Genomic DNA, 26,490 nt, shown 5'->3' with positions numbered 1-26,490 from the left:
GCCAAAGCCGTAAGGGTTGTAAGCAAATGCTTCACAATCGTTAAGCAAAATGTGAACAAAGATTTGAATCCGCTCCCCCTGCGCGAGCCGCCTGCGCGCCTGGCCGACCTCATTCAGGCCGCGTTCAGGCTATGCCGCGCAGCCTCGGCAGCCCGCACCTCCGCCAGCTTGGCCACGGTGGTGGCGCAAGCCTGTGCCGCTTCCTTGCCCTTGACCAGGAAATGCTCGTGGAAGTACTGGTGGTGCTCGCTATGGGAATGGAAGTGATGCGGGGTCAAGACGGCCGAAAAGACCGGCACTTCGGTATCAAGCTGCACCTGCATCAGGGCTGAAATGACCGACTGTGCCACGAAGTCGTGACGGTAGATGCCGCCATCGACCACCAGGCCGCTGGCGACGATGCCGGCATACTTGCCGGTCTTGGCCAAGACCTTGGCATGCAGGGGGATTTCGAAGGCACCAGGCAGTTCGAAGAAATCGATGGTGCTGCTCGGCCAGCCAAGTGCGGCCATTTCCGCGGTGAAGGCGATACGGCACTGGTCGACGATATCCTTGTGCCAGCAAGCCTGGATGAAGGCGATACGTTGACCGTGATGGGAAGACACTGCAGAAAGATGCGATTGCGACATGGTTCAGGACTCCTGTTCGATGATTAAACAGGGCGTTGGAATGCGCGGCCGCAAGCACACTGCTCGCGCAGGGCTGCCATGCCGGACACTCCGTTCTCTTTCATCCGGACTATGACCGTCGGCCCCGGGATCACACCGGGTCTGCTGACCCCGTCCCGCTATGATGGCAGGCCGGGCGCTCGCGGGCTACAGACGAGGTCGGGTGACCTCGCCTGATTACCGCCGGTGGGGAGTTTCACCCCGCCCCGAGAACTTGTTGCTGTGCAGCGGACAGTGAGCCCGCCACAGCAGCAGCCGCGACTTTAGCACGCATAGAAAATTGCTGCAGGCCATCGGCGCGTTGACCGAACCATCAGGCGCCCTGCCCCACCATGTCGAGCATGCCACGGGCGATTTCGCGTTCCCCCATGATGACGCGCTGGGCACCATGTTTTTCCAGGTGCTCGATCTCGGCATCCGAATGGGCCCGCGCCACGACCTGCAGCCCGGCGTTCAGCTCCAGCGCGTTCTCGATCACCTGGCCGGCCTCGAACACCTCGGGAATGGCCACCAGCAACCAGCGCGCGCGGTCCACCGCCGCCGCCTTCAACAGCTCGCTCTGGGCGGCATTGCCATACAGGGCCGGCACACCGGCACTGCGCAGGGCATCCAGGTTTTCCCGTTGCGCCTCGATGACCACGAAGGGCCGGCCCTGGGCACGCAGTTGCTCGCCGATGCCGCGCCCCACCCGTCCATAACCGACCAGCACCACGTGATCCTGCAGGTCGACGGTCGGTGGCGCATTGTCGGCGTCTGGCTCCTTGGGTTGGCGTGCCTCGTAGCGATCCAGCAGCGAGAACAGCAAGGGATTGAGCAGGATGGAGAGGATGGCGCCGCCCAGGATCAGGTCGCGTGCCATCGGCGAGAGCAGGTCCAGCGACAGTCCCAGCGTTGCCAGGATGAAGGAAAATTCACCGATCTGCGCCAGGCTGGCCGAAATTGTCAGGGCGGTCGAATTCGGGTGTCCGAAGACCCGCACGATCATCAATGCCGCCAGCGACTTGCCGACCACGATGATGAACACCGTCGCCAGCACCAGCAAGGGCTCGCGCACCAGGATGGAGGGATCGAACAGCATGCCGACCGAAACGAAGAACAGCACCGAGAAAGCGTCACGCAGCGGCAGGGATTCCTCGGCGGCGCGATGGCTCAACTCGGATTCGGACAGGATCATGCCGGCGAAGAAGGCCCCCAGCGCGAAGGAAACACCGAACACATAGGCCGAGCCCAATGCGAAGCCCAGCGCGATGGCCAGCACCGCCAGGCGAAACAGTTCGCGCGAGCCGGTATCGGCAATGCGCTCCAGGATCCAGGGAATGACGCGACGACCGACGATGAGCATCACCGCCACGAAGGCCACCACCTTGCCCAGGGTGATCCCCAGCGTCAGCAGCACCGCATTGCCGCTCAGGGCCTCGCCCTTGCCGCCGAGGATGCCCGACAGCGCCGGGATCAGCACCAACGCCAACACCATGGCAATGTCTTCGACGATCAGCCAACCGACTGCGATACGCCCACGCTGGGTCTCCACCAGGCGCCGCTCCTGCAGGGCCTTGAGCAGCACCACGGTACTGGCCACCGACAAGGCCAGGCCGAACAGGAAACCTTCACCCACCGGCCATCCCAGCACCCACCCCATGCCCATGCCCAGCAAGGTCGCGATGGCGATCTGGGCCACCGCCCCGGGGATGGCGATGTTCTTGACCGACAGCAGGTCCTTGAGCGAGAAGTGCAGCCCCACTCCGAACATCAGCAGGATCACCCCGATCTCGGCCAGCTCCTGGGCGAGGTCGGCATCGCCCACGAAACCGGGAGTAAAGGGGCCGATGGCGATACCGGCGACCAGATAGCCGATCAGCGGCGGCATTTTCAGACGATGGGCCAGGGTGCCGAAGATAAAGGCCAGCACCAGGCCTGCGACAATGGTGGCAATCAGGGGGGTGTGATGGGGCATCAGTCAGGCTTCCTTTCTGTGTGGATGAAATTGATGGAGATGACTGCAGATAAAGCACGAAGGACACCGACGACCACGCAAAGACTAACATGGCCGTCGGGCGACCACGGCGGCGAACTGCGGCGCTTGGCGCGACGCCACTGGTCCGCCGTCTGCGGTCACTGCGCCGTGGCGATCAACGGGCTGCCTGCAGGGCGGCGATGCGCGACTCCAGCGGCGGGTGGCTGGAGAACAGTCCCAGCCAGGCCTCGCGACCGGAAATACCGGACGCCTGCAGGTTCTGCGGCAGACCGTCGGATTGCAGGCCGCCCAGGCGACGCAGGGCATTGATCATCGGCGCGCGCGAACCCATGAGCGTGGCGGCACCGGCATCGGCGCGATACTCGCGCTGACGCGAGAAGTACATGACGATCACGCTGGCCAGGATGCCGAATACGATCTCGCAGACGAAGACGGTCACCATATACGCGATGCCGGGGCCGGAATTTTCTTCGTTGTTGCGACGCAGGAAGGAGTCGACGAAATAGCCGACGATGCGGGCAAAGAACATCACGAAGGTATTGACCACACCCTGGATCAGGGTCAGCGTCACCATGTCGCCATTGGCGATGTGCGCCACCTCGTGGGCCAGCACGGCTTCCACTTCTTCCTTGGTCATGCCCTGCAGCAGGCCGGTAGACACCGCCACCAGCGAATTGCTCTTGCTGGCACCGGTGGCGAAGGCATTGGGCGGGCCGTCATAGACCGCCACTTCCGGCATCGGCAACTGGGCACGGGCGGCCAGGGTCTGGACGGTCTGCAGCAGCCACAGTTCGGTGGAATTCTGCGGTTGCTCGATCACGCGCGCACCGGTCGACCACTTGGCGATGGTCTTGGACATGAACAGCGAAATGAAGGAGCCACCAAACCCCATCAGGCCGCAGAACACCAGCAGCATGCCGAAGTTGAGACCATTGGCGGTGAGATAGCGATTCACCCCGAGCAGACTGGCTGTGACGCTCAGGACCAGCATCACGGCCAGGTTGGTAACGAGGAAGAGAACAATGCGTTTCATGGTTTTTCCTGTAGAACGAAATGAAAGCGTCCGGCACGGGCCGGTCACCAAGACGGGGGAAACGGGAACACGGGAAATCAGGGAGAGGGAGCGCACCGCCGCTGGCGGGGGCCATCACTGGGGACGCGACAAGGCCGCGCGCAGATCAGGCGCGCTCAGGCCACCAATGGCGGCGGCCGCAACTGGTCTCGCAGGTAGGACGACCAGGCAGGGATTGCCGAAAAGGCGTGGGGAAACGGGTACCAGCGCAGCTCCGGGGTGGCGATGCGCGCCGGCAAGCCGGGGTCTTCCAGCTCACCTTGCAGCGAGGGCCGGTCATCATCATCGTCCACGGGTGCGCCGGGCTCGCTGGCGGTCGCGCCAGCCACATCAGCCACATCAGTCACACCGGCCAGTGTCGTCAATGCGTGCCAGCCACGCAGGTCCGGGCCGGCCTGCGGGCAAGAAGCCGCGCCGGCAGCGGAGTGCGATGCGTTGTGCAATCCGGTGCGCAACTGCTCGCGAAGCTGTGACTCTCCCGTGGCTGCCAGCAATTGCAGCGGGATCAGCAGAGTCAACAACAGGAGCAGCAATCGGCGCATCAAATCCTTGTCAGGTGGAAAAACGGAGCAAAGAGACGGAGCAAAGAGCGGGGACAACCCACGGGTGTCAAAAAGGAAATATCTGTCAGCATTTCGTCAGCAATGACGGCCCGGCATTATACGCAATATCACCGCCAGCCCGCTGTCGATCAAGTGCCGACCATGCTCCCCAGAATCAAGCCGGCAGGAAAGTTATCCACAAAAGCTGTGAACAAGCCTGTTGATAAGCACCCTGACAGTTTCTGACATGCTTGCTGAGCAAGGGTTTCCAATAAATTGCCCTTGTTTTACACAAAGGTGAAGAAATTGACCTAGGTAATGGAGACCACCTTGTTGCGGCCACCGAGTTTGGCGCGGTAGAGCGCGGCATCGGCCGCTTCCAGCAGCTGACGACCGTCGTTATCGTCCTGCAGTTCACGCGTGCAGACGCCGACGCTGATGGTCAGGCGCCGCTCGACCAGCGACTTGTCATGGGGCTCGGCCAGCTGATAGACCGCCTGGCGCAATGCCTCCCCAAGCTCGGCAGCCTGCTGCGGCTGCAGATTGCGGACCAGGAGGATGAATTCCTCGCCACCATAACGCGCCAGCACGTCATCCGGGCGCTGCAGGTGCGTGCGCAGGGTCTCCGCCACGCGCTTGAGCACGCGATCGCCGCCACCGTGACCATAGAGGTCGTTGTACTGCTTGAAATAATCGACGTCGATCATGAACAGGGAGAGCGTTCCCCCCTCTTCCTGGACCCGCTGCAAGGCACGGGTGTAGTTCTCGTCGAAGTAGCGGCGATTGGGGATGCCGGTCAGGCCGTCGGTACCGACCTGGCGCTTGAGCACTTCCGAATGGGACAGCAGCATCTTCTCGCGCTTGACCGAATTGCTGGCGTCGGTGACCTGCATCAGGCACAGCCGCTGGCCGTCCGGATTGTCGATGGGCGTGAGCACCACCGACTGCGCCATCCTCTGGGCGCCCTCCCCCTGCCCGCCCGGATGGTGCGGGTAGAGCGGCAAGGGCGACCGGTGCAAGGCGCTGGAGAGCAGTGATGGCAGGCCGTAGCTGAGGGTGTTGTCCAGCGCGCGCAGCAGGGCCGGTGTCACCTGTCCCGCAAACAGCGCAGCAAAGTCGGCATTGATGGCAGCGCTGGCAGGCACACGGCTGTGGCGCGCCATCCAGGCGTTCCAGAGCAGGATGTTCAAGTCCCTGTCCAGCATGACCAGGCCGCAATTGAGCTGGTCGTAGACGTCCTCCAAGCGGAAGCGCCCGGCAACGAAACTGCTCATGTCAACTCGATCTTCCTCAGATAGGCCTGGACATGCTCGACCAGTGCGTGCAAGGACGTGGAACTGAGCAGGAAGATGAGATGGCCGTCGGTCTGGTGTTTTTCGATGACCAGATCGATGTGCAGCACCAGCACATAGCGCTCGTCGGACTGCACCTCCGACAGGCGCGAGGAAATCTCCTCCGGGGAGGACACCACGTACTGCGGCAGGGAGCTGTTGAGCGTGATCTCCAGCATGTCCGCCATGGCCGACAGACAGGCATTGAGGATGATGTTGCCCAGTTCGCACATGGCTTCGCGTTCGAACTCGGCCAACTGGTCCAGGCTCATCTGCGACCCCATCATGTCACGCACGATGGCCAGCGCCCGGTCTTCGGTAAAGAGCAGCACCGCTTCGGCATCGAAGGGGCCATAGAAATTCTGGCTCACCGTGGCAAAGCGGCCCTGGATACGCGGTAGCAGCTGCTCGTTGATGGCGTCGGTGCGCAAGACCTCCACCGAAGGCACGGTCAGGCGCACTTCATCGCCGACGATTTCCGACAGGCTCTGCGCAGCGCGACCGGCACCGACATTGAAGATCTCGGTCAGGGCATCGCGTTCGATTTCCGACAGGATGCTCACACCGGTCCCCGGAAATGCAGCAAGGCCTGGGCGATCGACTTTTCCGTGACCGGCTTGGCGACAAACACGGCACCCAGTTGCTGGGCCCGCGTCTGTGCGGCCTCCTGGATATTGGCCGAGAAGATCGCCACCCGCACACTGGGCTGTAGCTGCAGGATCTGCTCGGCCGCATCGGTGCCGAGCATGCCGGGCATGTTGATGTCCATCGTGCAGTAATGCGGCGCATTCTGCTGCACCACGCGGATCGCCTCGTCCCCGCTGGCCGCTTCCACCACCTGCCAATCCGGGTGCGCCGCCAGCACGTGGGCCTTGATCACCATGCGCGATACCTTGCTGTCATCGACGATGAGGAGGGTCTTGCCTGTTGCGTCATTAACCATCTTGAATCACTTTGACTATCAGAAAGCTGAATACAAGCTGAAAACAAACAGCTGAACGAAAATGCAGAAAAAACGGGATAAATGCTGACACCTACTGACAAGTTGTCAGACATTTAAGAATGATAAATCAAAATCAAGCCGGGCCGTATGGGGGAATCCCTGATAAAACCTGCATCTATCAAAGATGCAACATGAATATTACTCCGGTGGGACCGCTTTCTCACGCCACTGCAGCCGACATCTTGACCTGTGGCAATAGCATGACGCCGGCGCAATGCAGATTTTCGGCGGCGTCGGCAGCCCTTGGGTAGAATCGCGGGCATGAAGCTGCGCCAGAAGATCATTTTCCTTGCCATCGTTCCCCTGGGACTGGCCTTTGCCGCCATTGCGCTGGTGGTGCGCTACCAGGCGGTGGAGCTGGCCCGCCAGCAGCGCGCCACCATCGAAGCGGCCTATCTGGCCAGCAAGAACACCGAATTGCGGCATTACGTGGACCTGGCCCGGCACGCACTGGCCCATCTCTACGACACCGGGCGCAGCGACGACGCCATCAAGGAAGAGGCGCGCCGCATCCTGGCCGACATGGAGTTCGGCGACGATGGCTATTTCTTCGTCTATGACGACCATGGCCGCAACATCGTCCACCCGCGCCAGCCGGAACTGGTGGGACTGGACATGTGGGACTGGCGCGACGAGTCCGGCAGCCTCACCATCCAGCACCTGATCACGCTGGCCCATCAGGGAGGCGGCTTCGAACATTACCTGTGGCGCAAGCCATCCAGCAAGGCGGTGGCGCCCAAGCTGGGCTATGTGATCAGCCTGCCTCGCTGGGGCTGGGTGATCGGCACCGGCATCTATCTCGACGACGTCGACAAGGCGCTGGCCCAGGTGGATCACCAGAACTCCGGCCACCTGCGCCGGACCATGCTGCTGATCGCCGCCATTGCACTTTCCAGCGCGCTGGTGGTGGGCCTGGCCGGCGTCCTGCTGAACCTGAGCGAACACCGCGTGGCCGACGCCAAGCTGCGCCAGCTGGCGCAGCGCGTGGTGCGCTCGCAGGAAGAAGAACGCGCCCGCCTCTCACGCGATCTGCATGACGGCATCAGCCAATGGCTGGTATCGATCAAGCTGCAGATCGAGGCAGCCCTGGAACGCCTGCGCGGCACACCCGAGCAGGCCGCCCAGGCGCGGCTGGGCTTCGAGAAGACCGCGACCCAGATCAATGGGGTGCTGGCCGAAGTAAGGCGCATCTCGCACGACCTGCGTCCGGCCATCCTGGACGACCTCGGCCTGGCGGCGGCACTGGAACATCTCTGCGGTGAATGGCGCGATGCTGTCGGCGACGGTCGCGGCAATGATGCCGATGGCGAGCGCACGGAAAGCCGCATCACCTTCGTCAGCGAAGGCAACATCGGCGATGGCGCGCCGCTGTCCGACGTGGTCAATACGGTGCTCTTCCGGGTGGCCCAGGAGGCGCTGACCAACATCGCCCGCCATGCGCACGCCAGCCAGATCAGGATGCGCCTCTACGGTGGCCACAACCTGATCATGCTGCAAGTCCAGGACAATGGCTGCGGCTTCGACCTGGGCCAGGTGGATGATCACTCGCGCCACGGCATCGGTCTGCGCAACATGCGCGAGCGCATGGAGTCGGTGGGCGGCGAACTGGCGATCGATTCGTCGGCCGCCGGCACCAGCATCAGCGCCATCATTCCCCGTTCTTCCCTGTTCCTCTCCTCCCATGGCTGAATTCATTCCCATCGCACCGGCACTGACCCGCATCATGCTCATCGACGACCATCCGCTGGTGCGGGACGGCTTGCGGGCACGCCTGGAAATGGTACCCGGCCTGCTGGTGGTGGCCGAAGCCGGCAACGCCGAGGAAGCGCTGGCCGCCGCCAGCGCGCAGCAGATCGACCTGACGCTGATGGACATCAACATGCGCGGCATCAACGGGATCGAGCTGACCGCCCGCTTCCACGCCCTGCATCCGGAGATCGCGGTGCTCATCCTGAGCATGCACGACAAGGCTGAATACGTGATGCAATCGATCCAGGCCGGCGCCCGTGGCTATGTGCTCAAGGATGCCCCCAGCCAGGATATCGTGCAGGCCATCGAGACCGTGCGTTCGGGCGGCATCTACTACAGCGCGGCACTGGCACGCCAGCTGACTCAGCCGCTGCCGCCGCGCGACCTGCTCACGCAGCGCGAACGGGAGGTGCTGCAGCACATCGCCAACGGCGAATCGAACAAGCAGATTGCCCGCGAGCTGGACCTGAGCGTACGCACGGTGGAAACGCATCGACTCAACATCAAGCGCAAGCTCAACATCGATGGGCAGGCCGAGCTGATCAAGTTCGCGGTGGAGTCACGCAACAGCACCGGCACGTCCTGACGGGTGCAGGCCGATTGGCCGGCATGATGCACGTCACGCCGCTGGTGTGGGCATGGCGGGCAAGCTCAGGCGAATCACTTCCCCAAACCCGATCTGGCGTCGCTGCGCCATGGCGCGCAGGGCAATGTCTTCGTATGCCTGCTGCTGCGGGGCCAGCATGTCACCCTGCTCTGCGCGCCACTGGGCGCAGGCGTGCAGCATGCGGATCGATCCCGCATGGCAGACCACGATGGCAGCCGGTAGAGCGCGTGCGCGCAGGCGCTCAAGGGCCTGCCAGATGCGCCGGGCCATCGCCGGCAGTGTCTCGCCGCCACCGGGTGCATGGTGCAGCAGATCCTGGTTCCAGGCCTCGACCTCGGCCCAGGGGATATCGTCCCAGCGGCGCAATTCCCAACTGCCGAAATCCATTTCCTGCAGATCACGTTCCAGCACCGCGCCTGTCTGCTCCAGCCGCACCGCCAGCTGTTGCGCCAGCCCGGCGCAGCGACGCAGAGGACTGCTGAACACCGGCACATCGCGCGGCAGTTGCGTGAGCAGTTGCTCCAGGCACTGCCGCTGCACCTCGGGTGCAACCGCGATATCGCTGCGGCCATAGCAGGTGTGCTGGTCCAATACCGGCTGCGGATGGCGGATCAGGTAGAGCAGCATGGTCAGGCAGTCCACCAGCCTGGCAGCGTGGCCAGTGTGCCCAGATAGAACGCGGTCTCGCTCATTTGCTGGACCGCCCCCAGGCAATCGCCGGTGTAGCCCCCCAGCCGCTGCTGGAAACGTCGCGCCAGCCAGACCGCAGCGAGCGCCGCGAGCAGCACGCCCACCACGATGCGTTGCCACGACATGAGGCCGAGCGCCCACACGCCGATCACCGGTAGCGCCGCGCACAGCGAAGCGAGCAGGAATTCACCGCCACGCATGTGCTGGGCCAGCGGCTTGGCTTTGCCTTGCTCGCGCACGTAGTCCATGCGCCAGATCAGGCAGGTGGCCAGCCAGCGCGACACCGGATGGGCCATGCCCAGTACGGCCAGCACCTGCAGGGGCAGGAATGCGTTGAGCGCAGCCACCTTGAGGGCCAGTAGCAGGACAATCCCGATCACGCCATAGCTGCCCAGACGCGAATCGCGCATGATCTCCAGCGCCCGCTCGCGCCCCACTGCACCACCCAGGCCATCGCAGACATCGGCAAAGCCATCCTCGTGAAACGCCCCGGTGAGCCAGATGCCCACCGCTGTCGACAACAGCACCGCCAGCAGATGTGGCCAGAACTGCACTGCCAGCAGATACACCAGGGCGCAGACCCAGGCCACGATCCAGCCCACCAGCGGGAAATAGCGCGTGCAACGCTGCAGCCATTCCGGCTGGAAGCCAACCCAGCGCGGAATCGGCAGGCGCGTGAAGAACTGCAGGGCGATGAAGAACAGCCGCAGCTGATACAGCATGCCCGTGCCGGATGTGGAGTCCCTGGAGTCCCCGGAGTCCTGGCGCGGATCAGCCATGTTTGACGCTGACGCTGGCCGAGGAGAAGGTCGCCATCTGTTCCAGGAAATTGACGGCCGCCCGCAGCAGGGGCAAGGCCAGCGCAGCGCCGGTGCCCTCGCCCAGGCGCAGATCCAGCTGCATCAGCGGTCGGGCCTGCAGATACTGCAGCATGCGACCGTGGCCGGCCTCGTCGGAGCAGTGGGAAAACACGCAGTAGTCCAGCACCGCCGGCTGCAAGGCCGCCGCCACCAGCAGCGCCGACGTGACGATGAAACCGTCGATCAGCAGGACCAGGCGCCGCTTGGCGGCGCCCAGCATGGCGCCGACCATGAAGGCAATCTCCAGGCCACCCAGCGCCGCCAGTTGTTCCAGCGGCGCCAGTGGCGTACTCCCTTGCGCGTGCAGGCGCAACGCACGCGTGATGGCATCGGCCTTGCGCGCCATGCCCTGCTGGTCCAACCCGGTGCCGGCGCCGATACAATCCTCCACGGCCATGCCGGTCAGTGCGGCCATCAAGGCGGCCGCCGCAGTCGTATTGCCGATCCCCATCTCGCCAAAACCGAGCACGTCCGCATCCACCGACGCGGCCCACTGCAGCCCCGCCTGGATGGCGGCCTCGCATTGCACTGCCGTCATCGCCGGGCCATGACAGAAGTTGGCGGTGCCGTGGGCAATCTTGCGATCCAGCAAGCCGGTACGAACACCGAAATCATGATTGACGCCGACGTCGACGATGGTCAGCGCGCATTCGTTCTGTCGCGCAAAGACATTGATCGCGGCGCCGCCGGCCAGGAAATTCTCGACCATCTGCCAGGTCACGCTTTGCGGATAAGCGGAGACGCCCTCTGCCGTCACCCCATGGTCGCCGGCACAGACGACGATGGCCGGCCGGCGCAGGGTGGGCCGATCGGTCGCCTGGATCAGTCCGATCTGGCGCGCCAGGCGCTCCAGCGCGCCGAGGCTGCCCTGTGGCTTGGTCTTGTCGTTGATGCGTGCGTCCAGGCGCGCGGCCAGCGCGGCATCGTGGGTGGAAACGAGGGTGGGAATCTGCATGGCGTCGTGCTGGGCGCCGCATGGCGCGGCAGGATCAAGGGAGCGACAGTATAAGAGATCGCCGCGACCGAAGGCGACGACGAAGCGCGGTGCGGACGCAAAAAAGGCAGGGCGCCCTGCCACTCCCTGCCCTTGGCCGCTGTTGGCCGGCCCGTGGTGATGGCAGCGATCAGGCCTTCACGGCCGCCTTGTCCAGCACGCCGTAGATGGTCGAGGCCAGCTCGTTGGCTTCGAACTTGGCGACATAGGCGTCGCCCCCCACGCTGCGCACGTGATCCTCGTTGGCCGAACCGGACAATGAGGAGTGGATGATGACGGGAATGCTCTTGAGGAAATCTTCACGCTTGATATTGCGGGTCAGCGTGAAGCCATCCATTTCGGGCATTTCCAGATCGGTCAGGACGAAGGAAATCTTGTCGGAGATCGGCTTGCCCTCGGCGCGTGCTTCCTTGGCCAGTTTCTGGATCTTCTCCCAGGCTTCCTTGCCGGTGACGTGCATTTCAAAGGGAATCTCCATGGCCCGCAAGCCCTGCTCGATGAGCGAGCGTGCCACCTTGGAATCGTCCGCGGCAATGGCCACGGTCCCCGGACGGATGCCATGACCGGTGCTCTTCTCCAGGCTTTCCATCTTCAGGTGACGGTCGCTGGGCATGATCTCGTGCAGGATCTGCTCGACGTCCAGCACCTGAGCCAGACGGCTGGTGTCCTTGTCGTTGTCCAGGCGCGCAATGCTGGTGACGAAGGCGCCGCCGCTGCTGGTTTCGGCCGACAGCACCTGGCTCCACTCCAGGCGCACGATCTCGTCCACCGACTCCACCGCAAAGGCCTGGGTGCTGCGGGCATATTCGGTGACCAGCAGGATGTTCAGGCCGGTCTTGGGTACACAGCCGACCACGGCCGGCAAGTCGATGACCGAAATGATCTGGCCCCGGATGTTGACCATGCCCAGCATCGGCGATTGCGTCCCGGCCGCCTTGGTGACGGGCGGCATGGGCACGATTTCGCGGATCTTGAAGACGTTGATGCCGAACAGCTCAGAGCGCTCGCCGTAAGGATCCGCCCCCAGACGGAATAGCAGCAGCTCGAATTTGTTAGATGCGGTGAGATTGGTTCTCTCATCGATCTCTTTCTGGAAACTATCCATATCTTCCCCCCGATTCGAATGGATGTGACAGGTAAAGACCTGCTCCAGCAATGTAGTGGGGAAAGTTGGCCGTGGCAATCAGGCAATCACTGATATACGATTTTTTTGATTTTCTGCAATTTGAATCAGGCTGAAATACGACGTCGCGAGAGATGTCCCGGAAGAAGGATGGGCAATGCCCAGGGAGCAAGGCCGCTGCGCCGGCGAGGAGGAAAAGCCGTGTGCTGATGGAAATGCGAGCCGGAAAGCAAAAAAGGAAGCCCGAAGGCTTCCTTTTTCAACTTGGAGCGGGAGAAGAGTCTCGAACTCTCGACCTATACCTTGGCAAGGTATCGCTCTACCAACTGAGCTACTCCCGCATGGGAACTGACATCTACTGCAACAGGAAACCGAAGCCGCCTGCCTTGAAACTGGAGCGGGAGAAGAGTCTCGAACTCTCGACCTATACCTTGGCAAGGTATCGCTCTACCAACTGAGCTACTCCCGCATGGGAACCTGCATCTACTGCAACAGGAAGCCGAAGCTGCCTGCCTTGAATCTGGAGCGGGAGAAGAGTCTCGAACTCTCGACCTATACCTTGGCAAGGTATCGCTCTACCAACTGAGCTACTCCCGCATGGAGCGTTTTGGAGGCGGGGGTCGGGATCGAACCGGCGTAGACGGCTTTGCAGGCCGCTGCATAACCACTTTGCTACCCCGCCTTGGGGACACGCATACTACCTAAAACGCGTGTTGTTTGCAAACATCTTTTTTGACTTTTTCGACAACTTTCTAAAGCCAAACTTTCAATGCATGCTCACCTATCACAATAAAAAAAGGAAGCTTTGTTAGGCTTCCTTTTTTCCAAGTAACCTGGAGCGGGAGAAGAGTCTCGAACTCTCGACCTATACCTTGGCAAGGTATCGCTCTACCAACTGAGCTACTCCCGCATCGAAAACAGAACGCTATTATAAGTCACCGTTGGCGTTTGTCAACTATTGAACTTGGTTTTTTAATTATTTATTTAATTATCTTCTTGCGGTTTTCAGCGTCGGCTTCCTTGATCATCGGCATGGCGCGACGCAGGTAATACAGCATCGACCACACCGTCAGCACCGCCGCCACCAGCAGCAGCAGGCTGCCCCACAGGCGGGTATCGATGATGGAGAACAGCGTGTCGTAGTACAGCAGCATGGGGATGGCGATCATCTGGGCGGTGGTCTTGATCTTGCCCAGCGAACTGACGGCCACCGACTTGGACGCGCCGATCTGGGCCATCCACTCGCGCAGGGCCGAGATGGCGATCTCGCGACCGATGATGACGAAGGCGATCACCGGGTGTACGCGATCCAGATGCACCAGCACCAGCAGTGCACCGGTGACCATAAGCTTGTCGGCCACCGGGTCGAGGAAGGCACCGAAGGCCGAGGTCTGGTTCCAGCGCCGGGCCAGGAAGCCGTCGAACCAGTCGGTCGCAGCGGCGACGATGAAGACGGCGGTAGCGGCGATACCTTGCTCATAGCGGTTCAGGCCGATCTCGGGCAGATAGTAGACACCGACGACCAGGGGAATGAGCGCCACCCGCAACCAGGTCAGCAGAATCGGAATATTGAAAGGCATACGTCTTGGAGGGTGGGTGCGGCGTACACAAAAAAAATTTACCGAATAGTAGCAGAGTCGTCCCCTGCTGCGCCCGCCTTTCATTCGGCCGGCGCCGCGCGGCGCATCGCGCGGGTGACGGATCAGTGCAATTGCCGGTAGATTTCCTCGGCCAGCTGGCGCGAGATACCTTCCACCGAAGCCAGGTCATCCACGCTGGCATCGACCACGCCGCGCAAGCCACCAAAGCGCACCAGCAGGCGCTGGCGACGCTTGGCACCGATGCCTTCGATCTCTTCCAGGCGCGAGGTCTGGCGTGCCTTGGCGCGCTTGGCCCGCATGCCGGTGATGGCGAAGCGGTGCGCTTCGTCGCGGATCTGGGCGATCAACATCAGCGCGGCCGACTCCTTGCCCAGTTCCTTGGGCGCGCGTCCATCTGCGAAGACCAGGGTTTCCAGGCCGACCTTGCGCCCTTCCCCCTTGGCTACGCCGACGATGAGGCTGATGTCCAGGCCCAGTTCGGTCAGGACCTGGCGTGCCATTTCCACCTGCCCCTTGCCGCCGTCGATGAGAACGATGTCGGGCATGACGCCTTCGCCGTTGGCGACCTTTTCATAACGGCGCGTGAGCACCTGGCGCATGGCGGCGTAGTCATCACCGGGGGTGATGTCGTTGATGTTGTAGCGGCGGTATTCGCCGTTCTGCATGGCATGGTGATGGAACACCACGCAGGATGCCTGCGTGGCCTCGCCCTGGGTGTGGCTGATGTCGAAGCATTCGGCGCGCAGCTCGTCGAGGTCGTCGCGTTCCAGCTCCAGCACGTCGGCCAGGGCACGCGTGCGGGCCTGCTGCGAACCCTGCTCGGAGAGCAACCGGGCCAGCGCAATGCCGGCACCCTTGGTCGCCATGTCCAGCCACTGCCGGCGCTGGCCCTGGGGCTGGAAGGTCAGCGTGATGCGATGGCCGCATTGCTCCATCAACGCCACCATCAGGGCCGGATCGTCGAATTCGGTCCCCACGATCAGCGAGCCGGGGACGAACTTGTCGATGTAATGCTGGGCCAGGAAGGCCTTGAGTACTTCGACCTCGATGCTGTCCTCGGCGGTATCCATCGCATCGTCGACGTGCGTGGGGAAATAGGCACGGTCGCCGAGATGACGTCCGCCGCGCACCATCGCCAGGTTGACGCAGGCACGACCGCCCTGCACCACCACCGCAATGATGTCGATGTCGGCGTCGCTGACGGTTTCCATGCTCTGCTGGTGCAACACGCTGGAGAGCGAGCCGATCTGGTCACGCACGGCAGCGGCCTGCTCGAACTTGAGGTCGGCGGCGAAGGCATGCATCTTCTGCTCCAGCGCTTCCATCACTTCGCTTTGGCGACCACGCAGGAATTTCGAGGCGTTCTCGACGTCGATGGCGTAGTCCTCACGACTCACCAGATTCACGCAGGGGCCGCTGCAGCGATGGATCTGGTGCAGCAGGCAGGGACGCGTGCGATTGGTGAAGACCGTGTCTTCGCAGGTGCGCAGCAGGAAGACCTTCTGCAGGATCTGGATCGATTCCTTGACCGCGCCGGCATTGGGAAACGGCCCGAAATACTGGCTGCGCTTGTCCACCGCGCCACGGTAATAGGCCATGCGCGGGAAGGCGTGGCCGGTGATCTTCAGATAGGGGTAGGACTTGTCGTCGCGAAAGAGGATGTTGAAACGCGGCCGCAGGGTCTTGATCAGGTTGTTTTCCAGCAGCAGTGCTTCGGCTTCGCTACGGGTCACCGTGGTTTCCAGGCGGGCGATGCGCTCGACCATCATGGCGATGCGCGGGCTGGTCAGGGTCTTCTGGAAATAGCTGGAGACCCGCTTCTTGAGGTCGCGTGCCTTGCCCACGTAGAGCACATTGTCTTCGGCATCGAAGTAGCGATAGACGCCGGGCAGGTGCGGCAGGCGGGCGACCGTTTCAAGCACGATCTCGCGTGGATCGGGCAACGCAGAGGCAGGAATATCGGACATGGATATGACGGCAGCTTACAGCGATTGCAGCAATGTGCGCGCAGCCAGATAGCGCGCATCGGCTTGCAGCGCATCCCAGCCCGCGGCCTGGCCCAGCGGCAGCAGGCTGGCACGGCGCGTGGCGGAAGCGGTATCGGTGCCTCCCTTGAGGCCAGCCAGGATGGCATCGGCCTTGTCGGGCGAATTGCAGATCAGCGCCACGTCGCAACCCGCATCCAGGGCGGCCTGTGCGGCCTCCAGCGGGCCACCGGCGACACTGGCGCCGTGCATGCTGAGGTCGTCGCTGAAGATCACGCCCTGGAAGCCGAAACGCTCGCGCAGCAGCGACAGCCATACCTTGGAAAAACCGGCCGGCTGGGCATCCACCTTGGGATAGATGACGTGGGCCGGCATCACCGCCGCCAGGCTCATGCCGAGCCAGTCGTAGGGCGTGGCGTCCTCGCCGAGGATGGCCTCCAGCTCCCGCTCGTCGACCGGAATGGCCACATGCGAATCGGCCGTGACGAAACCGTGTCCGGGGAAATGCTTGCCGCAATTGGCCATGCCGGCCAGCGCCAGGCCGTGGTTGAGGCTCTTGGCCAGCAAGGTCACCACACGCGGATCGCGATGGAAGGAACGGTCGCCGATCACGGTGGAGACGCCGTAGTCGAGGTCCAGCACCGGCGTGAAGGACAGGTCGATGCCACAGGCGCGCAACTCGGCGGCCAGCACGAAACCGGTGGCGGTCGCCAGCTTGGTAGCCTGCAGCACATCACGGTCCCACAGCTGACCCAGTTGACCCATGGCCGGCAGGCGGGTGAAACCATCGCTGCGGAAACGCTGCACACGCCCGCCTTCGTGATCGACCGCGATCAGGATGCCGGGGCGTGCCTGGCGGATGGCGCTGGTCAGCGCGATCAACTGCGCACGGTTCTCGTAGTTGCGGGCGAACAGGATGACGCCGCCGGTCAGCGGGTGCTGCAGGCGGGCGATATCGGCGGCATCCAGCCGCGTGCCGACCACGTCCAGCATCACCGGACCCAGGGGCTGGACGGCTTGGTTCATGACTTCTCCACGATGACAAAGGCGACGGCGTATTCCACTTCGTCGGTGATGGTGACGTGGGCGCTGAGGCCCTGCTCTTGCATCCATTGTTGCAGGGCGCCGCTGCAGACCACCACCGGCTTGCCGCTGGGGGCGTTCAGAACCTGCATGGCGCGCCAGGTCATGGGCATGCGCATGCCCATGCCGATGGCCTTGGAAAAGGCTTCCTTGGCCGCGAAACGGGTGGTCAGGAAACGGATGCCACGGGCCTCCACCTTGGCCTTGCGCCGCAGGTATTTTTCCATTTCCTGCGGCCCCAGGATCTTGCCGGCGAAGCGATCGCCGTGGCGCTTGAGCGCCGCTTCCAGGCGCGGGATCTTGAGGATGTCGGTACCGATGCCGTAGATCATGCGATGCGCCTCAAACCTTGGCGCCGGACTTGGTCGCTTCCAGGCGCGCCTTGACCATGATGGCCTTCATTTCGGAGACCGCATTGCGCCAGCCGACGAAGACCGCATGCGCCACCACGGCATGGCCGATGTTCAACTCGGCGATCTCGGGAATGGCGGCAATCGCCTGGACGTTGGTGTAGTGCAGACCATGCCCGGCGTTGACCTTCAGGCCAAGCTTGACGCCTGCCAGTACGGCTGTGCGGATACGTTCCAGTTCTTCCTGCTGCTCCTGTTCGCTGGTGGCATCCGCGTAGCGACCGGTGTGCAGTTCGATCACCGGCGCGCCGGACTCGGCGGCGGCCTGGATCTGTTGCACGTCGGGATCGATGAAGAGCGAGACGCGTACCTGTTCCTGCTGCAACTGGCGGATGGCGGACTGCACATCGGCAAAATAGCCGGTCACGTCCAGCCCGCCTTCAGTGGTGACTTCAGTGCGCTTTTCCGGCACCAGGCAGACATCCTGCGGCTTGATGAGACAGGCGAAGTCGATCATCTCCTTCGTCACTGCCGCTTCCAGGTTCATGCGGGTCTGCAGCAGCGGGCGGATGGCCTTCACATCGTCGTCGCGGATGTGGCGACGATCTTCACGCAGGTGCAGGGTGATAACGTCGGCACCGGCTTCCTCCGCTTCCAGGGCAGCGCGGATGGGATCGGGATAGCGGGTCCCGCGCGCATTGCGCAGGGTGGCGACGTGGTCGATGTTGATGCCCAGTTCGATGGTCGGGCCGGCGGGCTGCAGGAAACTCATGGCGTCAGGATGCTTCGTGTGAGTGATATTCGGATGTGCTGTATGCATCTGGCCGCGCATCGGAGACGATGCGGCCAGACGATGATTGTAGCGACTTGGGAGCGTGCGTGGGAGGAGCGACGGCGAGCGCGCCGCCGTCGGATCACAATTGCATGAGGTCGATCAGGATCTGGCGCGTATTCAACTGCGCCCCACCCAGATGGTGCGCCAGCAGGTAGCGCATCAGGAATTTGCTCTGGAGCTGGGTGGTCGGGTCGCTGTAGTCCTCGCGCTCCATGTCCAGCAGGGTCTTGCCGCTGACCTTGGGCGCACGATCGGAAATGCGCTCCGGACGCGTCCCCTGCTCGGGATCGACGACGTAGATGCCATCGGCCTGCACCGTCTTGCCGCTGACCACGCAATGGCTCCAGTTACCGGCCACGCCGGTCTGCCTGAGCAGGACGCGTTCGAACTGGCGCAGCACGATCGGTGCATTCTCGCCATGGGCCAGCTTGTTCAGGGTGGCCACGTAATGATCGAACAGCGCCGGGTGCGCGTCTTCGCGGGCCAGCAGCTTGACCAGCAATTCGTTGAGATAGAAACCGCACAGCAGCGCCGACTTCTCCAGCGGCAGCAGGCCACCCACCCATTCGGCATCGGTCAGGGTACGCACCTCGGACTTGCCGCTCCACGACAGCGAGAGCGGCTGGAAGGTCTGCAAGGCACCACGCAACTTGGAATGCGGGCGCTTGGCGCCCTTGGCCACCAGCGCCACGCGACCATGGTCACGCGAGAAGACGTCGATGATGAGGCTGGTTTCCTTGTAGGGATAGCTGTGCAACACGAAGCCCGGCTGCGCCAGTACCTTGTGCTCCTTCTCCGGCACGGCGCGGCTGCGCGCACGAGGCGCGGCCGGCTTGCGCGCCGGGGCCTTGACAGGCGCCTGCGGCACGACTGCCGGCGCTGCGGCATTTGCCGGGTCAGCCTGGCTGTCGAGCTGGGATTCGGTGAGCATGGTAGTCATGGATATCCGTCCTGAATGCGTGAAGCCACGTCGTTAGGGCGCGGCGTAATGCCATGATGATGCAGGAATTTCGCGCAGCCCGCAGGACGGGCCGCAGCCGGGATCATTCGTAGCCGTAGGCACGCAGGCCGGCTTCGTTGTCGGCCCAGCCCGATTTGACCTTGACCCAGATCTCCAGGTAGACCGGACCGCCGAAGAGGCGCTCCATGTCCAGCCGCGACTGGGTGGAAATTTCCTTCAGACGCGCGCCCTTCTGACCGATCACCATGGCCTTGTGGGTGTCGCGTTCGACCAGGATGGCGGCGAAGACGCGGCGCAGGTTGCCTTCCTGTTCGAACTTCTCGATCAGCACCGTGCTGGTATAGGGCAGTTCTTCGCCGACAAAGCGGAACACCTTTTCACGCACGATTTCGGAGGCCAGGAATTTCTCGCTGCGGTCGGTGATGTCGTCTTCGTCGAACATCGGCGGATTCTGCGGCAGCAGCTTGCGTACCTCTTCCTGCAGGCGATCCAGCTGGAAGCGCTGCTTGGCTGAGACCGGCACCACGGCAGCGAAGTCATGATGCGAGGCCACTTCGGCAGCAAAGGGCATGAGGGTGGTCTTGTCCTTGTTGCGGTCGGCCTTGTTCAACACCAGGATGCAGGGCACGTTGGACGGCAGCAGATCCAGCACCTGCTTGTCGGCCGGGCCGAAGGTGCCCGCCTCGATGACGAACAGGATCACATCGGCCGCCGTCAGGGTATTGGTGACGGTGCGGTTCAGGGTCTTGTTGAGCGCATTGCTGTGACGGGTCTGGAAACCGGGCGTGTCGACGTAAACGTACTGGGTGTTCTCGATGGTCTGGATGCCGGTGATGCGATGGCGCGTGGTCTGGGCCTTGCGCGAGGTGATGCTCACCTTGGCGCCGACCAGCACGTTCATCAGGGTCGACTTGCCGACGTTGGGACGACCGACGATGGCGATGTAACCGCAACGGTAATCGTCGGCCGGGGTCTGCGCCGACGCGTCGCCGGCCATGGGGGAATCTGTCATGCTGTTCTGGATTGCGTGGCGGATGAAGCCGCCGAAATGGGTTCTGCCGCGACCGTTTCAGCGCGGTCGCCAGTGTTGTTCTTGCCCTCGTTGCGGGTGGCCGCCGCAGGGCTCTTCGGCTCCTTGGCGGACTTGGCCGGTTTGCTGGCAGGAGCGCGCTCGGAGGAGGACGCCCCCTCCGGACGATTGCCCTTGCCGCTTTCCTGGTCCGGTGCATCGGGCTGGATGGTGGCGATGCCGGCCAACTTCAACTGGGTGGTGCGGGTGCGCGGCTTGCGGCCGGCCGAGGGCGTCTTGGCCAGCGCCAGCTGCACCGCTTCCAATGCCAGCTTGGCAGCGGCCTGTTCACCGGCCCGGCGACTGCCACCGGTGCCGAAGACCTGGATGTCCAGCTTGGGCACCAGGCATTCGATCTCGAATTCCTGGCTGTGGGCGGCACCGTGGGTGGCAATCACGTTGTATTGCGGCAGCGGGATTTTCTTGCCCTGCAGGAATTCCTGCAGCAGTGTCTTGGCATCCTTGCCCAGCGTACGGGGATCGACGTGTTCCAGCACCGGGACGTAGAGCGAACGGATCACCGCGCGCGCCGCCTCGAAACCGGAATCAAGGAAGATGGCGCCGAACAGCGCCTCCAGGGTATCGGCGAGGATCGAGGGGCGGCGGAAACCGCCCGACTTCAGCTCGCCCTCGCCCAGGCGCAGGAACTGCGACAGTTCCAGCCGCTGGGCGATCTCGTACAGGGACTGCTGCTTGACCAGATTGGCGCGCAGGCGGGAAAGGTCGCCTTCGTCGATCTTGTCGTAGCGTTCGAACAGCAGGGAAGCCACCACGCAGTTCAGTACCGAATCGCCGAGGAATTCCAGCCGCTCGTTATGCAAGGCGCTATGGCTACGATGGGTCAAGGCCTGCTGCAGGAGCGACGCATCCTTGAAAGTGTGGCCTAGCCGTTGTTGCAAGAGTTGAGGATCCATTTTTTCATCCGTCATTCAGTCTGCCGCCCCGTTCGCGCAGTGGCGCGAGGATCGGGGATTACCAGCCTGACCAGTCAGCGGGATCGGTGCAAAGCAAAGCTCAATACTGCTCCGGGTCTGCCTCCACAACGCAAAATTGCCAAATGGAAACTACGAAAAACGGCGAAACCTTCGAAAGCTGCTCGATCAGAACGTGGCGCGCCTTAGTGGAAGCTGCCGATCCGCTTGATATCGCCCAGGTTCATCCAGACAAAGAAGGCCTTGCCGACGATGTTCTGGTCCGGCACGAAGCCCCAGTAACGACTGTCGAGGCTGTTGTCCCGGTTGTCGCCCATCATGAAGTACTCGCCCGGCGGCACCGTGCAGGCAAAACCTTCAGCGTTGTAGGTGCACAGCTCATGATGCGGGAAGGCATCCGGGTTGGGCACGAAGTTGGGAGCACGCTCATCAGTGAGGATCTTGTGTTCCACGCCGGTCAGGTTTTCCTGCCATTGCTTATAGTACGTCAGATTTTCCTCGTCCAGATAATCCGGCAGCGCTTTATAAGAAATTTGTTCACCATTTACGGTTAAGCGCTTGTTTTTATAGACAATTTTATCACCAGGAACGCCAACCACGCGCTTGATGTAGTCAACCGACATGTCCTTCGGATACTTGAAGACCATGACGTCGCCACGCTGCGGCTGGTTCACTTCGATGATCTTCTTATTGATGATGGGCAGGCGGATGCCATAGGTGAATTTGTTCACCAGGATCAGGTCGCCGACCAGCAAGGTGGGCACCATGGAGCTGGAAGGAATCTTGAACGGCTCGTAGAGGAAGGAGCGCAGGCAGAACACCAGGGCGATCACCGGGAAGAAGCTGCCCGAGTATTCGATCCAGGCCGGCTGCTTCATCAGGCTGGCCTGCAGGTCGGCGCGGCCGGTGGCCACGGCACCGTCACGCTTGATGCCCTGGGCCTCGTCACGCGCCACGCGGGCATCGAACTCGGCCAGGGCGGCGTCGGCACGGGCGCGGCGCTGCTTGGACAGGAAGAAGGTATCGGCGAACCAGATCACGCCGGTCACCAGCATCAGGACGAACAGAATGAGTGCGAAGTTGCCCAACAAAGCCTGCATGTTATTTATCTTCCACTTGTAAGATTGCCAGGAATGCTTCCTGCGGGATTTCGACCGAGCCCACCTGCTTCATGCGCTTCTTGCCGGCCTTCTGCTTTTCCAGCAGCTTGCGCTTGCGCGAGATGTCGCCGCCGTAGCACTTGGCCAGCACGTTCTTGCGCATGGCCTTGACGTTCTCGCGCGAGATGATGGTGGCGCCGATGGCGGCCTGGATGGCGACGTCGAACATCTGGCGCGGGATCAGCTCGCGCATCTTGGCCGCCACCTGGCGGCCACGGATCTGGGCGGCGGCGCGGTGCACGATGATGGCCAGTGCATCGACCTTTTCGCTGTTGATCAGCATGTCCACCTTGACCACGTCGGCGGCCCGGTATTCCTTGAACTCGTAGTCCATCGAGGCATAGCCGCGCGAGGTCGATTTCAGGCGATCGAAGAAGTCCAGCACGATCTCGGCCATCGGCATTTCATAGGTCAGCTGCACCTGCTTGCCGTGATAGCTCATGTTCATCTGGATGCCGCGTTTCTGCGTGCACAGGGTGATGACGGAGCCCACGTATTCCTGCGGCATGTACAGGTTGACGGTGACGATGGGTTCGCGGATTTCCTCGATCTTGGACACTTCCGGCATCTTCGACGGGTTGTCCACCATCAGCATGGTGCCGTCCCGCTGCTGCACTTCGTACACCACCGTGGGCGCGGTGGTGATCAGGTCCATGTCGAATTCGCGCTCCAGGCGCTCTTGCACGATTTCCATGTGCAACAGGCCCAGGAAGCCGCAGCGGAAGCCGAAGCCCAGCGCCTGCGAGACTTCGGGCTCGTACATCAGCGCGGCGTCGTTGAGCTTCAGTTTTTCCAGCGAGTCGCGCAGGGCGTCGTACTGGTTGACCTCCACCGGGAACAGGCCCGCGAACACCTGGGGCTGCACTTCCTTGAAGCCTGGCAGCGGCGAAGGCGCCGGCTTGCTGGCCAGGGTGATGGTGTCGCCCACGCGGGCCGATTTCAGTTCCTTGATGCCGGCGATGACGAAGCCTACCTGCCCTGCCGTGAGCGCATCACGCGATTGCGACTTGGGCGTGAACACGCCGATGCTTTCGGTCAGGTACTGGGTCTCGGTGGCCATCAGCAGGATCTTGTCCTTGGGGCGCAGGGTACCGTTGACGATACGCACCAGCATGACCACGCCGACGTAGTTGTCGAACCAGGAATCGATGATCAGCGCCTGCAGCGGCGCATCCGGATCACCCTTGGGCGCCGGCACCTTGGCAACGATGGCTTCCAGCACCTCTTCCACGCCCAGGCCGGTCTTGGCCGAGCATGGGGTGGCATCGGAGGCATCGATGCCGATCACATCCTCGATCTCGCTCTTGGCGTTGTCGGGGTCGGCCGACGGCAAGTCGATCTTGTTCAGTACGGGCACCACTTCCACGCCCAGGTCCAGGGCGGTGTAGCAATTGGCCACGGTCTGCGCTTCCACGCCTTGCGAGGCATCGACCACCAGCAGTGCACCTTCGCAAGCCGACAGCGAACGCGAGACTTCATAGCTGAAGTCAACGTGGCCCGGGGTATCGATGAGGTTCAGATTGTAGATCTGGCCATCCTTGGCCTTGTAGGACAGGGCTGCGGTCTGGGCCTTGATGGTGATGCCGCGCTCGCGCTCGATATCCATCGAATCCAGCACCTGCGCTTCCATCTCGCGGTTGGAGAGGCCCCCGCACAACTGGATGATGCGGTCGGCGAGCGTGGACTTGCCGTGATCGATGTGGGCGATGATCGAGAAATTACGGATATTGTTCATTAACAGACTGGAAACGATGAAAAAAGGCGCTCCGAAGCGGGCAGTGCCCAGCCGAGCGCCTTTGCAACAGCTTATTCGACCCGGCATTTTACCGGATTTCAGAGTGACCAGCCCGACTTTCCGGTGTCGGGCCGCGTTTGCGGAGGCGAAAAAACCTCGGAAAAGCGCGCCACGCGGCGCTGCCGAGCATGACTACCAGGCAACTTTTGCTTGCGCGAAAATGTATCCCGGCCCTCCCTCCGTCCTGCGTTACCTGGCCGCGAGAAAATCCTGCAAGCGCAGCGGATCAAGATGGTAATGACACAACTGCAACCACTGTCCATCCGTCGCCCGCCCCATCAGGACCGGCACCAGTTCGTCATAGAGTGCCACCAGCTCCGGATCGGCATCCACGTCGATCATCTCGATCTGCGCCGGCTGCGACCCGAGCGCGGTGCACAAGGCGTCACGCAAGTCATCGCACAGGTGACAATAACTGCGCGAATAGATGATGAACTGCAATTCTGCGGGCTGGGCTGGCTGACCTTCAGTAGCGGATGCAGGGGACGTATGGGACATGTGACGGATGGGCGATCAATCCCGGGCGATGGATGGAAAAAGGCTGCGACTCCCGGGAATCGCAGCCTTGAGGATCAATGCCCGCAGGCATTGCTTAGCGGATGCCGACTTCCTCAGTTGCCGCCGTTCGGGCGCAGCGGCACGAATTGCGAGGAGTCGCCACGGCGTACCAGTACCGCGGCGCGCTTCTTGCCATCCAGCTTGGCCACCAACTGCCCGAATTGCTTGGCGTCCTTGACATCGACTTCGTTCAGGCGCTGGATCACGTCGCCCGGGCGGATGCCGGCGGCTGCGGCGGCACCGCTGACGGCCTCCACCAGCACGCCGTTATCGACCTTCAATTCCTTCTTCTGGGCGTCAGACAGGTCGCTCACCACCAGGCCCAGGGCATTGGGGGTGTTATCCGGCTTGGCTTTCTTTTCCTCGGCCTGCTTGGGCTTGTCGGCTTCCAGTTCGACCACCGTCACCGTCAGATCACGCGCACTGCCCTTGCGCCAGATGTTGACGGTCGCCTTGGCCCCCGGCTTGGTGGCACCCACCATGCGCGGCAGATCGCTGGGGCGTTCGATGGCGGCGCCGTTGTACTTCAGGATGATGTCGCCCGCCTCCAGGCCAGCCTTCTCGGCCGGGCCGCCGGCTTCCACACGCTGCACCAGGGCCCCCTGGGCACGCGCCAGGCCCAGCGACTCGGCCACATCCTTGGTCACTTCGCCGATCTGCACGCCGATGCGGCCACGGGTCACGCGGCCGCTGGCCTTCAACTGGTCGGCCACGCGCAGCGCCTCATCGATGGGCACCGCGAAGGAAATCCCCATGAAGCCGCCAGAACGGCTGTAGATCTGCGAGTTGATGCCGACCACTTCGCCCTTGAGATTGATCAGGGGGCCACCGGAGTTGCCCGGATTGACGGCAACATCGGTCTGGATCAGCGGCAGGTAGTCGCCGGTATCGCGCGCCTTGGCCGAGACGATGCCGGCAGTGACCGTGTTTTCCAGCCCGAACGGCGAGCCGATGGCCAGCACCCACTCGCCGACGCGGATCTTGTCGGAGTCACCCATGTTCAGGCGCGGCAGGTTGCTGCCGTCGATCTTGAGCACAGCCACATCGGTGCGGGTATCGGAGCCGACGATCTTGGCCTTGAATTCACGCTTGTCGGTCAGGGTCACATAGACCTCGCTGGCACCTTCCACCACGTGGGCATTGGTCAGGATGAAGCCGTCGGCGGAGATGATGAAGCCGGAACCAACGCCACGCGGCACCTCCTCCTGCTGCCCCTGCCCACCCTGCTTGCCATTGCCACGAGGCGTTCCGGGCTGCTGCTGGCGCGGGATGGGGATACCGAAGAAGCGCCGGAAGAATTCCTGCATTTCCGGATCATCCATTCCGCCCTGCCCCTGGGCATTCTGGCGTACCCGCTCGGTAGTACGGATATTGACCACACCGGGACCGGTGCGCTCGACGATGTCGGCGAAATCAGGCAGCGCAGCCACGCTCGGCGACGCCACGGGCGGCGCAGCCAGCACGCCCGGAGCGGCGGCCACAACGGAGGCGGCCAGCAAGGCGCTGGCAAAGGTCTTCTTCAACGGAGTCATTGCAACAGTCTCTCT

The 26,490-nt window shown here is 62.7% G+C and carries 25 protein-coding genes, 5 tRNA genes and 1 riboswitch; of the genes, 2 read left to right on the top strand and 28 right to left on the bottom strand.

All coding sequences use genetic code 11. From position 1 onward, the window contains the following. Nucleotides 1–113 precede the first annotated feature (113 nt). The 7 genes from HBH1_RS19020 to HBH1_RS18990 all read right to left on the bottom strand — a co-directional run bounded on the left by HBH1_RS19020 (nucleotide 114) and on the right by HBH1_RS18990 (nucleotide 6,531). Complete coding sequence (locus HBH1_RS19020; RefSeq protein WP_102663983.1) at nucleotides 114–629, bottom strand: 6,7-dimethyl-8-ribityllumazine synthase; 516 nt, start codon at nucleotides 627–629, stop codon at nucleotides 114–116. 88 nt (nucleotides 630–717) lie between these two features. Continuing rightward, a riboswitch (FMN riboswitch) is annotated at nucleotides 718–886 on the bottom strand. Nucleotides 887–981: 95 nt separating this feature from the next. After that, entirely contained in the window at nucleotides 982–2,622 is a 1,641-nt protein-coding gene (ybaL, locus tag HBH1_RS19015) for a YbaL family putative K(+) efflux transporter (RefSeq protein ID WP_102663982.1), read from the bottom strand. Between the two features lie 175 nt (nucleotides 2,623–2,797). Continuing rightward, the gene (htpX, locus tag HBH1_RS19010) at nucleotides 2,798–3,676 is read right to left on the bottom strand and encodes a protease HtpX (RefSeq protein ID WP_102663981.1); all 879 of its coding nucleotides are present in this window, start codon (nucleotides 3,674–3,676) and stop codon (nucleotides 2,798–2,800) included. A gap of 155 nt (nucleotides 3,677–3,831) precedes the next feature. Further along, complete coding sequence (locus tag HBH1_RS19005) at nucleotides 3,832–4,257, bottom strand: hypothetical protein (protein WP_102663980.1); 426 nt, start codon at nucleotides 4,255–4,257, stop codon at nucleotides 3,832–3,834. Nucleotides 4,258–4,568: 311 nt separating this feature from the next. Beyond that, complete coding sequence (locus tag HBH1_RS19000) at nucleotides 4,569–5,531, bottom strand: sensor domain-containing diguanylate cyclase (RefSeq protein WP_102663979.1); 963 nt, start codon at nucleotides 5,529–5,531, stop codon at nucleotides 4,569–4,571. Further along, nucleotides 5,528–6,151, bottom strand: coding sequence for a chemotaxis protein CheC (locus HBH1_RS18995; protein WP_102663978.1), 624 nt, complete (start codon nucleotides 6,149–6,151; stop codon nucleotides 5,528–5,530). The genes HBH1_RS19000 and HBH1_RS18995 overlap by 4 nt, the downstream gene beginning before the upstream one ends. After that, nucleotides 6,148–6,531 carry a response regulator transcription factor gene (locus tag HBH1_RS18990; RefSeq protein ID WP_102663977.1) on the bottom strand — a complete coding sequence of 128 codons (384 nt, stop codon included), beginning with the start codon at nucleotides 6,529–6,531 and terminating at the stop codon, nucleotides 6,148–6,150. Before HBH1_RS18990 ends, HBH1_RS18995 begins: the two co-directional genes overlap by 4 nt. Before the next feature lie 321 nt (nucleotides 6,532–6,852). Here HBH1_RS18990 and HBH1_RS18985 point away from each other — a divergent pair, with 321 nt between their 5' ends. After that, a complete protein-coding gene (locus HBH1_RS18985) occupies nucleotides 6,853–8,280 on the top strand; it encodes a cache domain-containing protein (protein WP_102663976.1) in 1,428 nt (475 codons plus the stop codon). Further along, nucleotides 8,273–8,926: a response regulator gene (locus tag HBH1_RS18980; RefSeq protein ID WP_102663975.1), complete on the top strand. Its 654-nt coding sequence runs from the start codon at nucleotides 8,273–8,275 to the stop codon at nucleotides 8,924–8,926. Before HBH1_RS18985 ends, HBH1_RS18980 begins: the two co-directional genes overlap by 8 nt. Nucleotides 8,927–8,959: 33 nt before the next feature. On the opposite strand, the gene HBH1_RS18975 is transcribed toward HBH1_RS18980, so the two are convergent. The 21 genes from HBH1_RS18975 to HBH1_RS18875 form a co-directional block, all read right to left on the bottom strand. Continuing rightward, nucleotides 8,960–9,574, bottom strand: a complete 615-nt coding sequence (locus tag HBH1_RS18975) for a histidine phosphatase family protein (protein ID WP_102663974.1) — start codon at nucleotides 9,572–9,574, stop codon at nucleotides 8,960–8,962. A 2-nt stretch (nucleotides 9,575–9,576) separates the two neighbouring features. After that, nucleotides 9,577–10,359 carry an adenosylcobinamide-GDP ribazoletransferase gene (locus HBH1_RS18970; RefSeq protein WP_199181625.1) on the bottom strand — a complete coding sequence of 261 codons (783 nt, stop codon included), beginning with the start codon at nucleotides 10,357–10,359 and terminating at the stop codon, nucleotides 9,577–9,579. A gap of 49 nt (nucleotides 10,360–10,408) precedes the next feature. Continuing rightward, nucleotides 10,409–11,452 (bottom strand): nicotinate-nucleotide--dimethylbenzimidazole phosphoribosyltransferase, encoded by a 1,044-nt coding sequence (gene cobT, locus HBH1_RS18965; protein ID WP_102663972.1) that lies wholly within the window; start codon nucleotides 11,450–11,452, stop codon nucleotides 10,409–10,411. Between the two features lie 169 nt (nucleotides 11,453–11,621). Continuing rightward, the gene (locus tag HBH1_RS18960) at nucleotides 11,622–12,596 is read right to left on the bottom strand and encodes a chemotaxis protein (protein WP_006465609.1); all 975 of its coding nucleotides are present in this window, start codon (nucleotides 12,594–12,596) and stop codon (nucleotides 11,622–11,624) included. 283 nt (nucleotides 12,597–12,879) lie between these two features. Continuing rightward, nucleotides 12,880–12,955 (bottom strand) — tRNA-Gly (locus tag HBH1_RS18955). A gap of 52 nt (nucleotides 12,956–13,007) precedes the next feature. Then, a tRNA-Gly gene (locus HBH1_RS18950) sits at nucleotides 13,008–13,083 on the bottom strand. Between the two features lie 52 nt (nucleotides 13,084–13,135). After that, nucleotides 13,136–13,211 (bottom strand) — tRNA-Gly (locus tag HBH1_RS18945). A gap of 11 nt (nucleotides 13,212–13,222) precedes the next feature. Then, nucleotides 13,223–13,296: transfer RNA gene (locus HBH1_RS18940), tRNA-Cys, on the bottom strand. A 152-nt stretch (nucleotides 13,297–13,448) separates the two neighbouring features. After that, nucleotides 13,449–13,524 (bottom strand) — tRNA-Gly (locus tag HBH1_RS18935). 70 nt (nucleotides 13,525–13,594) lie between these two features. Then, nucleotides 13,595–14,194 (bottom strand): CDP-diacylglycerol--glycerol-3-phosphate 3-phosphatidyltransferase, encoded by a 600-nt coding sequence (gene pgsA / locus HBH1_RS18930; protein WP_006463484.1) that lies wholly within the window; start codon nucleotides 14,192–14,194, stop codon nucleotides 13,595–13,597. A 122-nt stretch (nucleotides 14,195–14,316) separates the two neighbouring features. Continuing rightward, on the bottom strand, nucleotides 14,317–16,182 hold the full coding sequence (gene uvrC / locus HBH1_RS18925) for an excinuclease ABC subunit UvrC (protein ID WP_102663971.1): 1,866 nt from the start codon (nucleotides 16,180–16,182) through the stop codon (nucleotides 14,317–14,319). A 15-nt stretch (nucleotides 16,183–16,197) separates the two neighbouring features. Continuing rightward, nucleotides 16,198–17,226: a beta-N-acetylhexosaminidase gene (gene nagZ / locus HBH1_RS18920; protein ID WP_102663970.1), complete on the bottom strand. Its 1,029-nt coding sequence runs from the start codon at nucleotides 17,224–17,226 to the stop codon at nucleotides 16,198–16,200. Beyond that, nucleotides 17,223–17,615 (bottom strand): holo-ACP synthase, encoded by a 393-nt coding sequence (acpS, locus tag HBH1_RS18915; protein ID WP_102663969.1) that lies wholly within the window; start codon nucleotides 17,613–17,615, stop codon nucleotides 17,223–17,225. The genes nagZ and acpS overlap by 4 nt, the downstream gene beginning before the upstream one ends. A gap of 10 nt (nucleotides 17,616–17,625) precedes the next feature. Continuing rightward, nucleotides 17,626–18,405 (bottom strand): pyridoxine 5'-phosphate synthase, encoded by a 780-nt coding sequence (gene pdxJ, locus HBH1_RS18910; protein ID WP_102663968.1) that lies wholly within the window; start codon nucleotides 18,403–18,405, stop codon nucleotides 17,626–17,628. Nucleotides 18,406–18,547: 142 nt separating this feature from the next. Next, nucleotides 18,548–19,408, bottom strand: a complete 861-nt coding sequence (recO, locus tag HBH1_RS18905; protein WP_006463493.1) for a DNA repair protein RecO — start codon at nucleotides 19,406–19,408, stop codon at nucleotides 18,548–18,550. A 103-nt stretch (nucleotides 19,409–19,511) separates the two neighbouring features. Beyond that, a complete protein-coding gene (gene era, locus HBH1_RS18900; protein WP_039875381.1) occupies nucleotides 19,512–20,441 on the bottom strand; it encodes a GTPase Era in 930 nt (309 codons plus the stop codon). Then, complete coding sequence (gene rnc, locus HBH1_RS18895) at nucleotides 20,438–21,412, bottom strand: ribonuclease III (RefSeq protein WP_006463495.1); 975 nt, start codon at nucleotides 21,410–21,412, stop codon at nucleotides 20,438–20,440. The genes era and rnc overlap by 4 nt, the downstream gene beginning before the upstream one ends. Nucleotides 21,413–21,615: 203 nt before the next feature. Next, complete coding sequence (gene lepB / locus HBH1_RS18890; RefSeq protein WP_006463496.1) at nucleotides 21,616–22,530, bottom strand: signal peptidase I; 915 nt, start codon at nucleotides 22,528–22,530, stop codon at nucleotides 21,616–21,618. A gap of 1 nt (nucleotide 22,531) precedes the next feature. Continuing rightward, nucleotides 22,532–24,325: a translation elongation factor 4 gene (gene lepA / locus HBH1_RS18885; protein WP_102663967.1), complete on the bottom strand. Its 1,794-nt coding sequence runs from the start codon at nucleotides 24,323–24,325 to the stop codon at nucleotides 22,532–22,534. Between the two features lie 249 nt (nucleotides 24,326–24,574). Then, nucleotides 24,575–24,883 carry a glutaredoxin family protein gene (locus HBH1_RS18880; protein ID WP_102663966.1) on the bottom strand — a complete coding sequence of 103 codons (309 nt, stop codon included), beginning with the start codon at nucleotides 24,881–24,883 and terminating at the stop codon, nucleotides 24,575–24,577. Between the two features lie 113 nt (nucleotides 24,884–24,996). Further along, nucleotides 24,997–26,475, bottom strand: a complete 1,479-nt coding sequence (locus HBH1_RS18875; RefSeq protein ID WP_102663965.1) for a DegQ family serine endoprotease — start codon at nucleotides 26,473–26,475, stop codon at nucleotides 24,997–24,999. Nucleotides 26,476–26,490: the final 15 nt, after the last annotated feature.

The sequence above is a fragment of the Herbaspirillum sp. BH-1 genome (genome assembly GCF_002870055.1).
In the GTDB taxonomy this organism is placed as follows: Bacteria; Pseudomonadota; Gammaproteobacteria; order Burkholderiales; family Burkholderiaceae_D; genus Herbaspirillum; species Herbaspirillum frisingense.
Note: the sequence above shows the minus strand (reverse complement) of the source record. Positions and strands in the feature narration are given on the sequence as shown.

Coding starts and splice junctions, on each gene's coding strand:
- HBH1_RS19020 (WP_102663983.1), bottom strand. CDS start 629: ATGTCGCAATCGCATCTTTCTGCAGTGTCTTCCCATCACGGTCAACGT.
- ybaL (WP_102663982.1), bottom strand. CDS start 2,622: ATGCCCCATCACACCCCCCTGATTGCCACCATTGTCGCAGGCCTGGTG.
- htpX (WP_102663981.1), bottom strand. CDS start 3,676: ATGAAACGCATTGTTCTCTTCCTCGTTACCAACCTGGCCGTGATGCTG.
- HBH1_RS19005 (WP_102663980.1), bottom strand. CDS start 4,257: ATGCGCCGATTGCTGCTCCTGTTGTTGACTCTGCTGATCCCGCTGCAA.
- HBH1_RS19000 (WP_102663979.1), bottom strand. CDS start 5,531: ATGAGCAGTTTCGTTGCCGGGCGCTTCCGCTTGGAGGACGTCTACGAC.
- HBH1_RS18990 (WP_102663977.1), bottom strand. CDS start 6,531: ATGGTTAATGACGCAACAGGCAAGACCCTCCTCATCGTCGATGACAGC.
- HBH1_RS18985 (WP_102663976.1), top strand. CDS start 6,853: ATGAAGCTGCGCCAGAAGATCATTTTCCTTGCCATCGTTCCCCTGGGA.
- HBH1_RS18980 (WP_102663975.1), top strand. CDS start 8,273: ATGGCTGAATTCATTCCCATCGCACCGGCACTGACCCGCATCATGCTC.
- HBH1_RS18975 (WP_102663974.1), bottom strand. CDS start 9,574: ATGCTGCTCTACCTGATCCGCCATCCGCAGCCGGTATTGGACCAGCAC.
- HBH1_RS18970 (WP_199181625.1), bottom strand. CDS start 10,359: ATGCTGTATCAGCTGCGGCTGTTCTTCATCGCCCTGCAGTTCTTCACG.
- cobT (WP_102663972.1), bottom strand. CDS start 11,452: ATGCAGATTCCCACCCTCGTTTCCACCCACGATGCCGCGCTGGCCGCG.
- HBH1_RS18960 (WP_006465609.1), bottom strand. CDS start 12,596: ATGGATAGTTTCCAGAAAGAGATCGATGAGAGAACCAATCTCACCGCA.
- pgsA (WP_006463484.1), bottom strand. CDS start 14,194: ATGCCTTTCAATATTCCGATTCTGCTGACCTGGTTGCGGGTGGCGCTC.
- uvrC (WP_102663971.1), bottom strand. CDS start 16,182: ATGTCCGATATTCCTGCCTCTGCGTTGCCCGATCCACGCGAGATCGTG.
- nagZ (WP_102663970.1), bottom strand. CDS start 17,226: ATGAACCAAGCCGTCCAGCCCCTGGGTCCGGTGATGCTGGACGTGGTC.
- acpS (WP_102663969.1), bottom strand. CDS start 17,615: ATGATCTACGGCATCGGTACCGACATCCTCAAGATCCCGCGCCTGGAA.
- pdxJ (WP_102663968.1), bottom strand. CDS start 18,405: ATGAGTTTCCTGCAGCCCGCCGGCCCGACCATCGAACTGGGCATCAAC.
- recO (WP_006463493.1), bottom strand. CDS start 19,408: ATGACTACCATGCTCACCGAATCCCAGCTCGACAGCCAGGCTGACCCG.
- era (WP_039875381.1), bottom strand. CDS start 20,441: ATGACAGATTCCCCCATGGCCGGCGACGCGTCGGCGCAGACCCCGGCC.
- rnc (WP_006463495.1), bottom strand. CDS start 21,412: ATGGATCCTCAACTCTTGCAACAACGGCTAGGCCACACTTTCAAGGAT.
- lepB (WP_006463496.1), bottom strand. CDS start 22,530: ATGCAGGCTTTGTTGGGCAACTTCGCACTCATTCTGTTCGTCCTGATG.
- lepA (WP_102663967.1), bottom strand. CDS start 24,325: ATGAACAATATCCGTAATTTCTCGATCATCGCCCACATCGATCACGGC.
- HBH1_RS18880 (WP_102663966.1), bottom strand. CDS start 24,883: ATGTCCCATACGTCCCCTGCATCCGCTACTGAAGGTCAGCCAGCCCAG.
- HBH1_RS18875 (WP_102663965.1), bottom strand. CDS start 26,475: ATGACTCCGTTGAAGAAGACCTTTGCCAGCGCCTTGCTGGCCGCCTCC.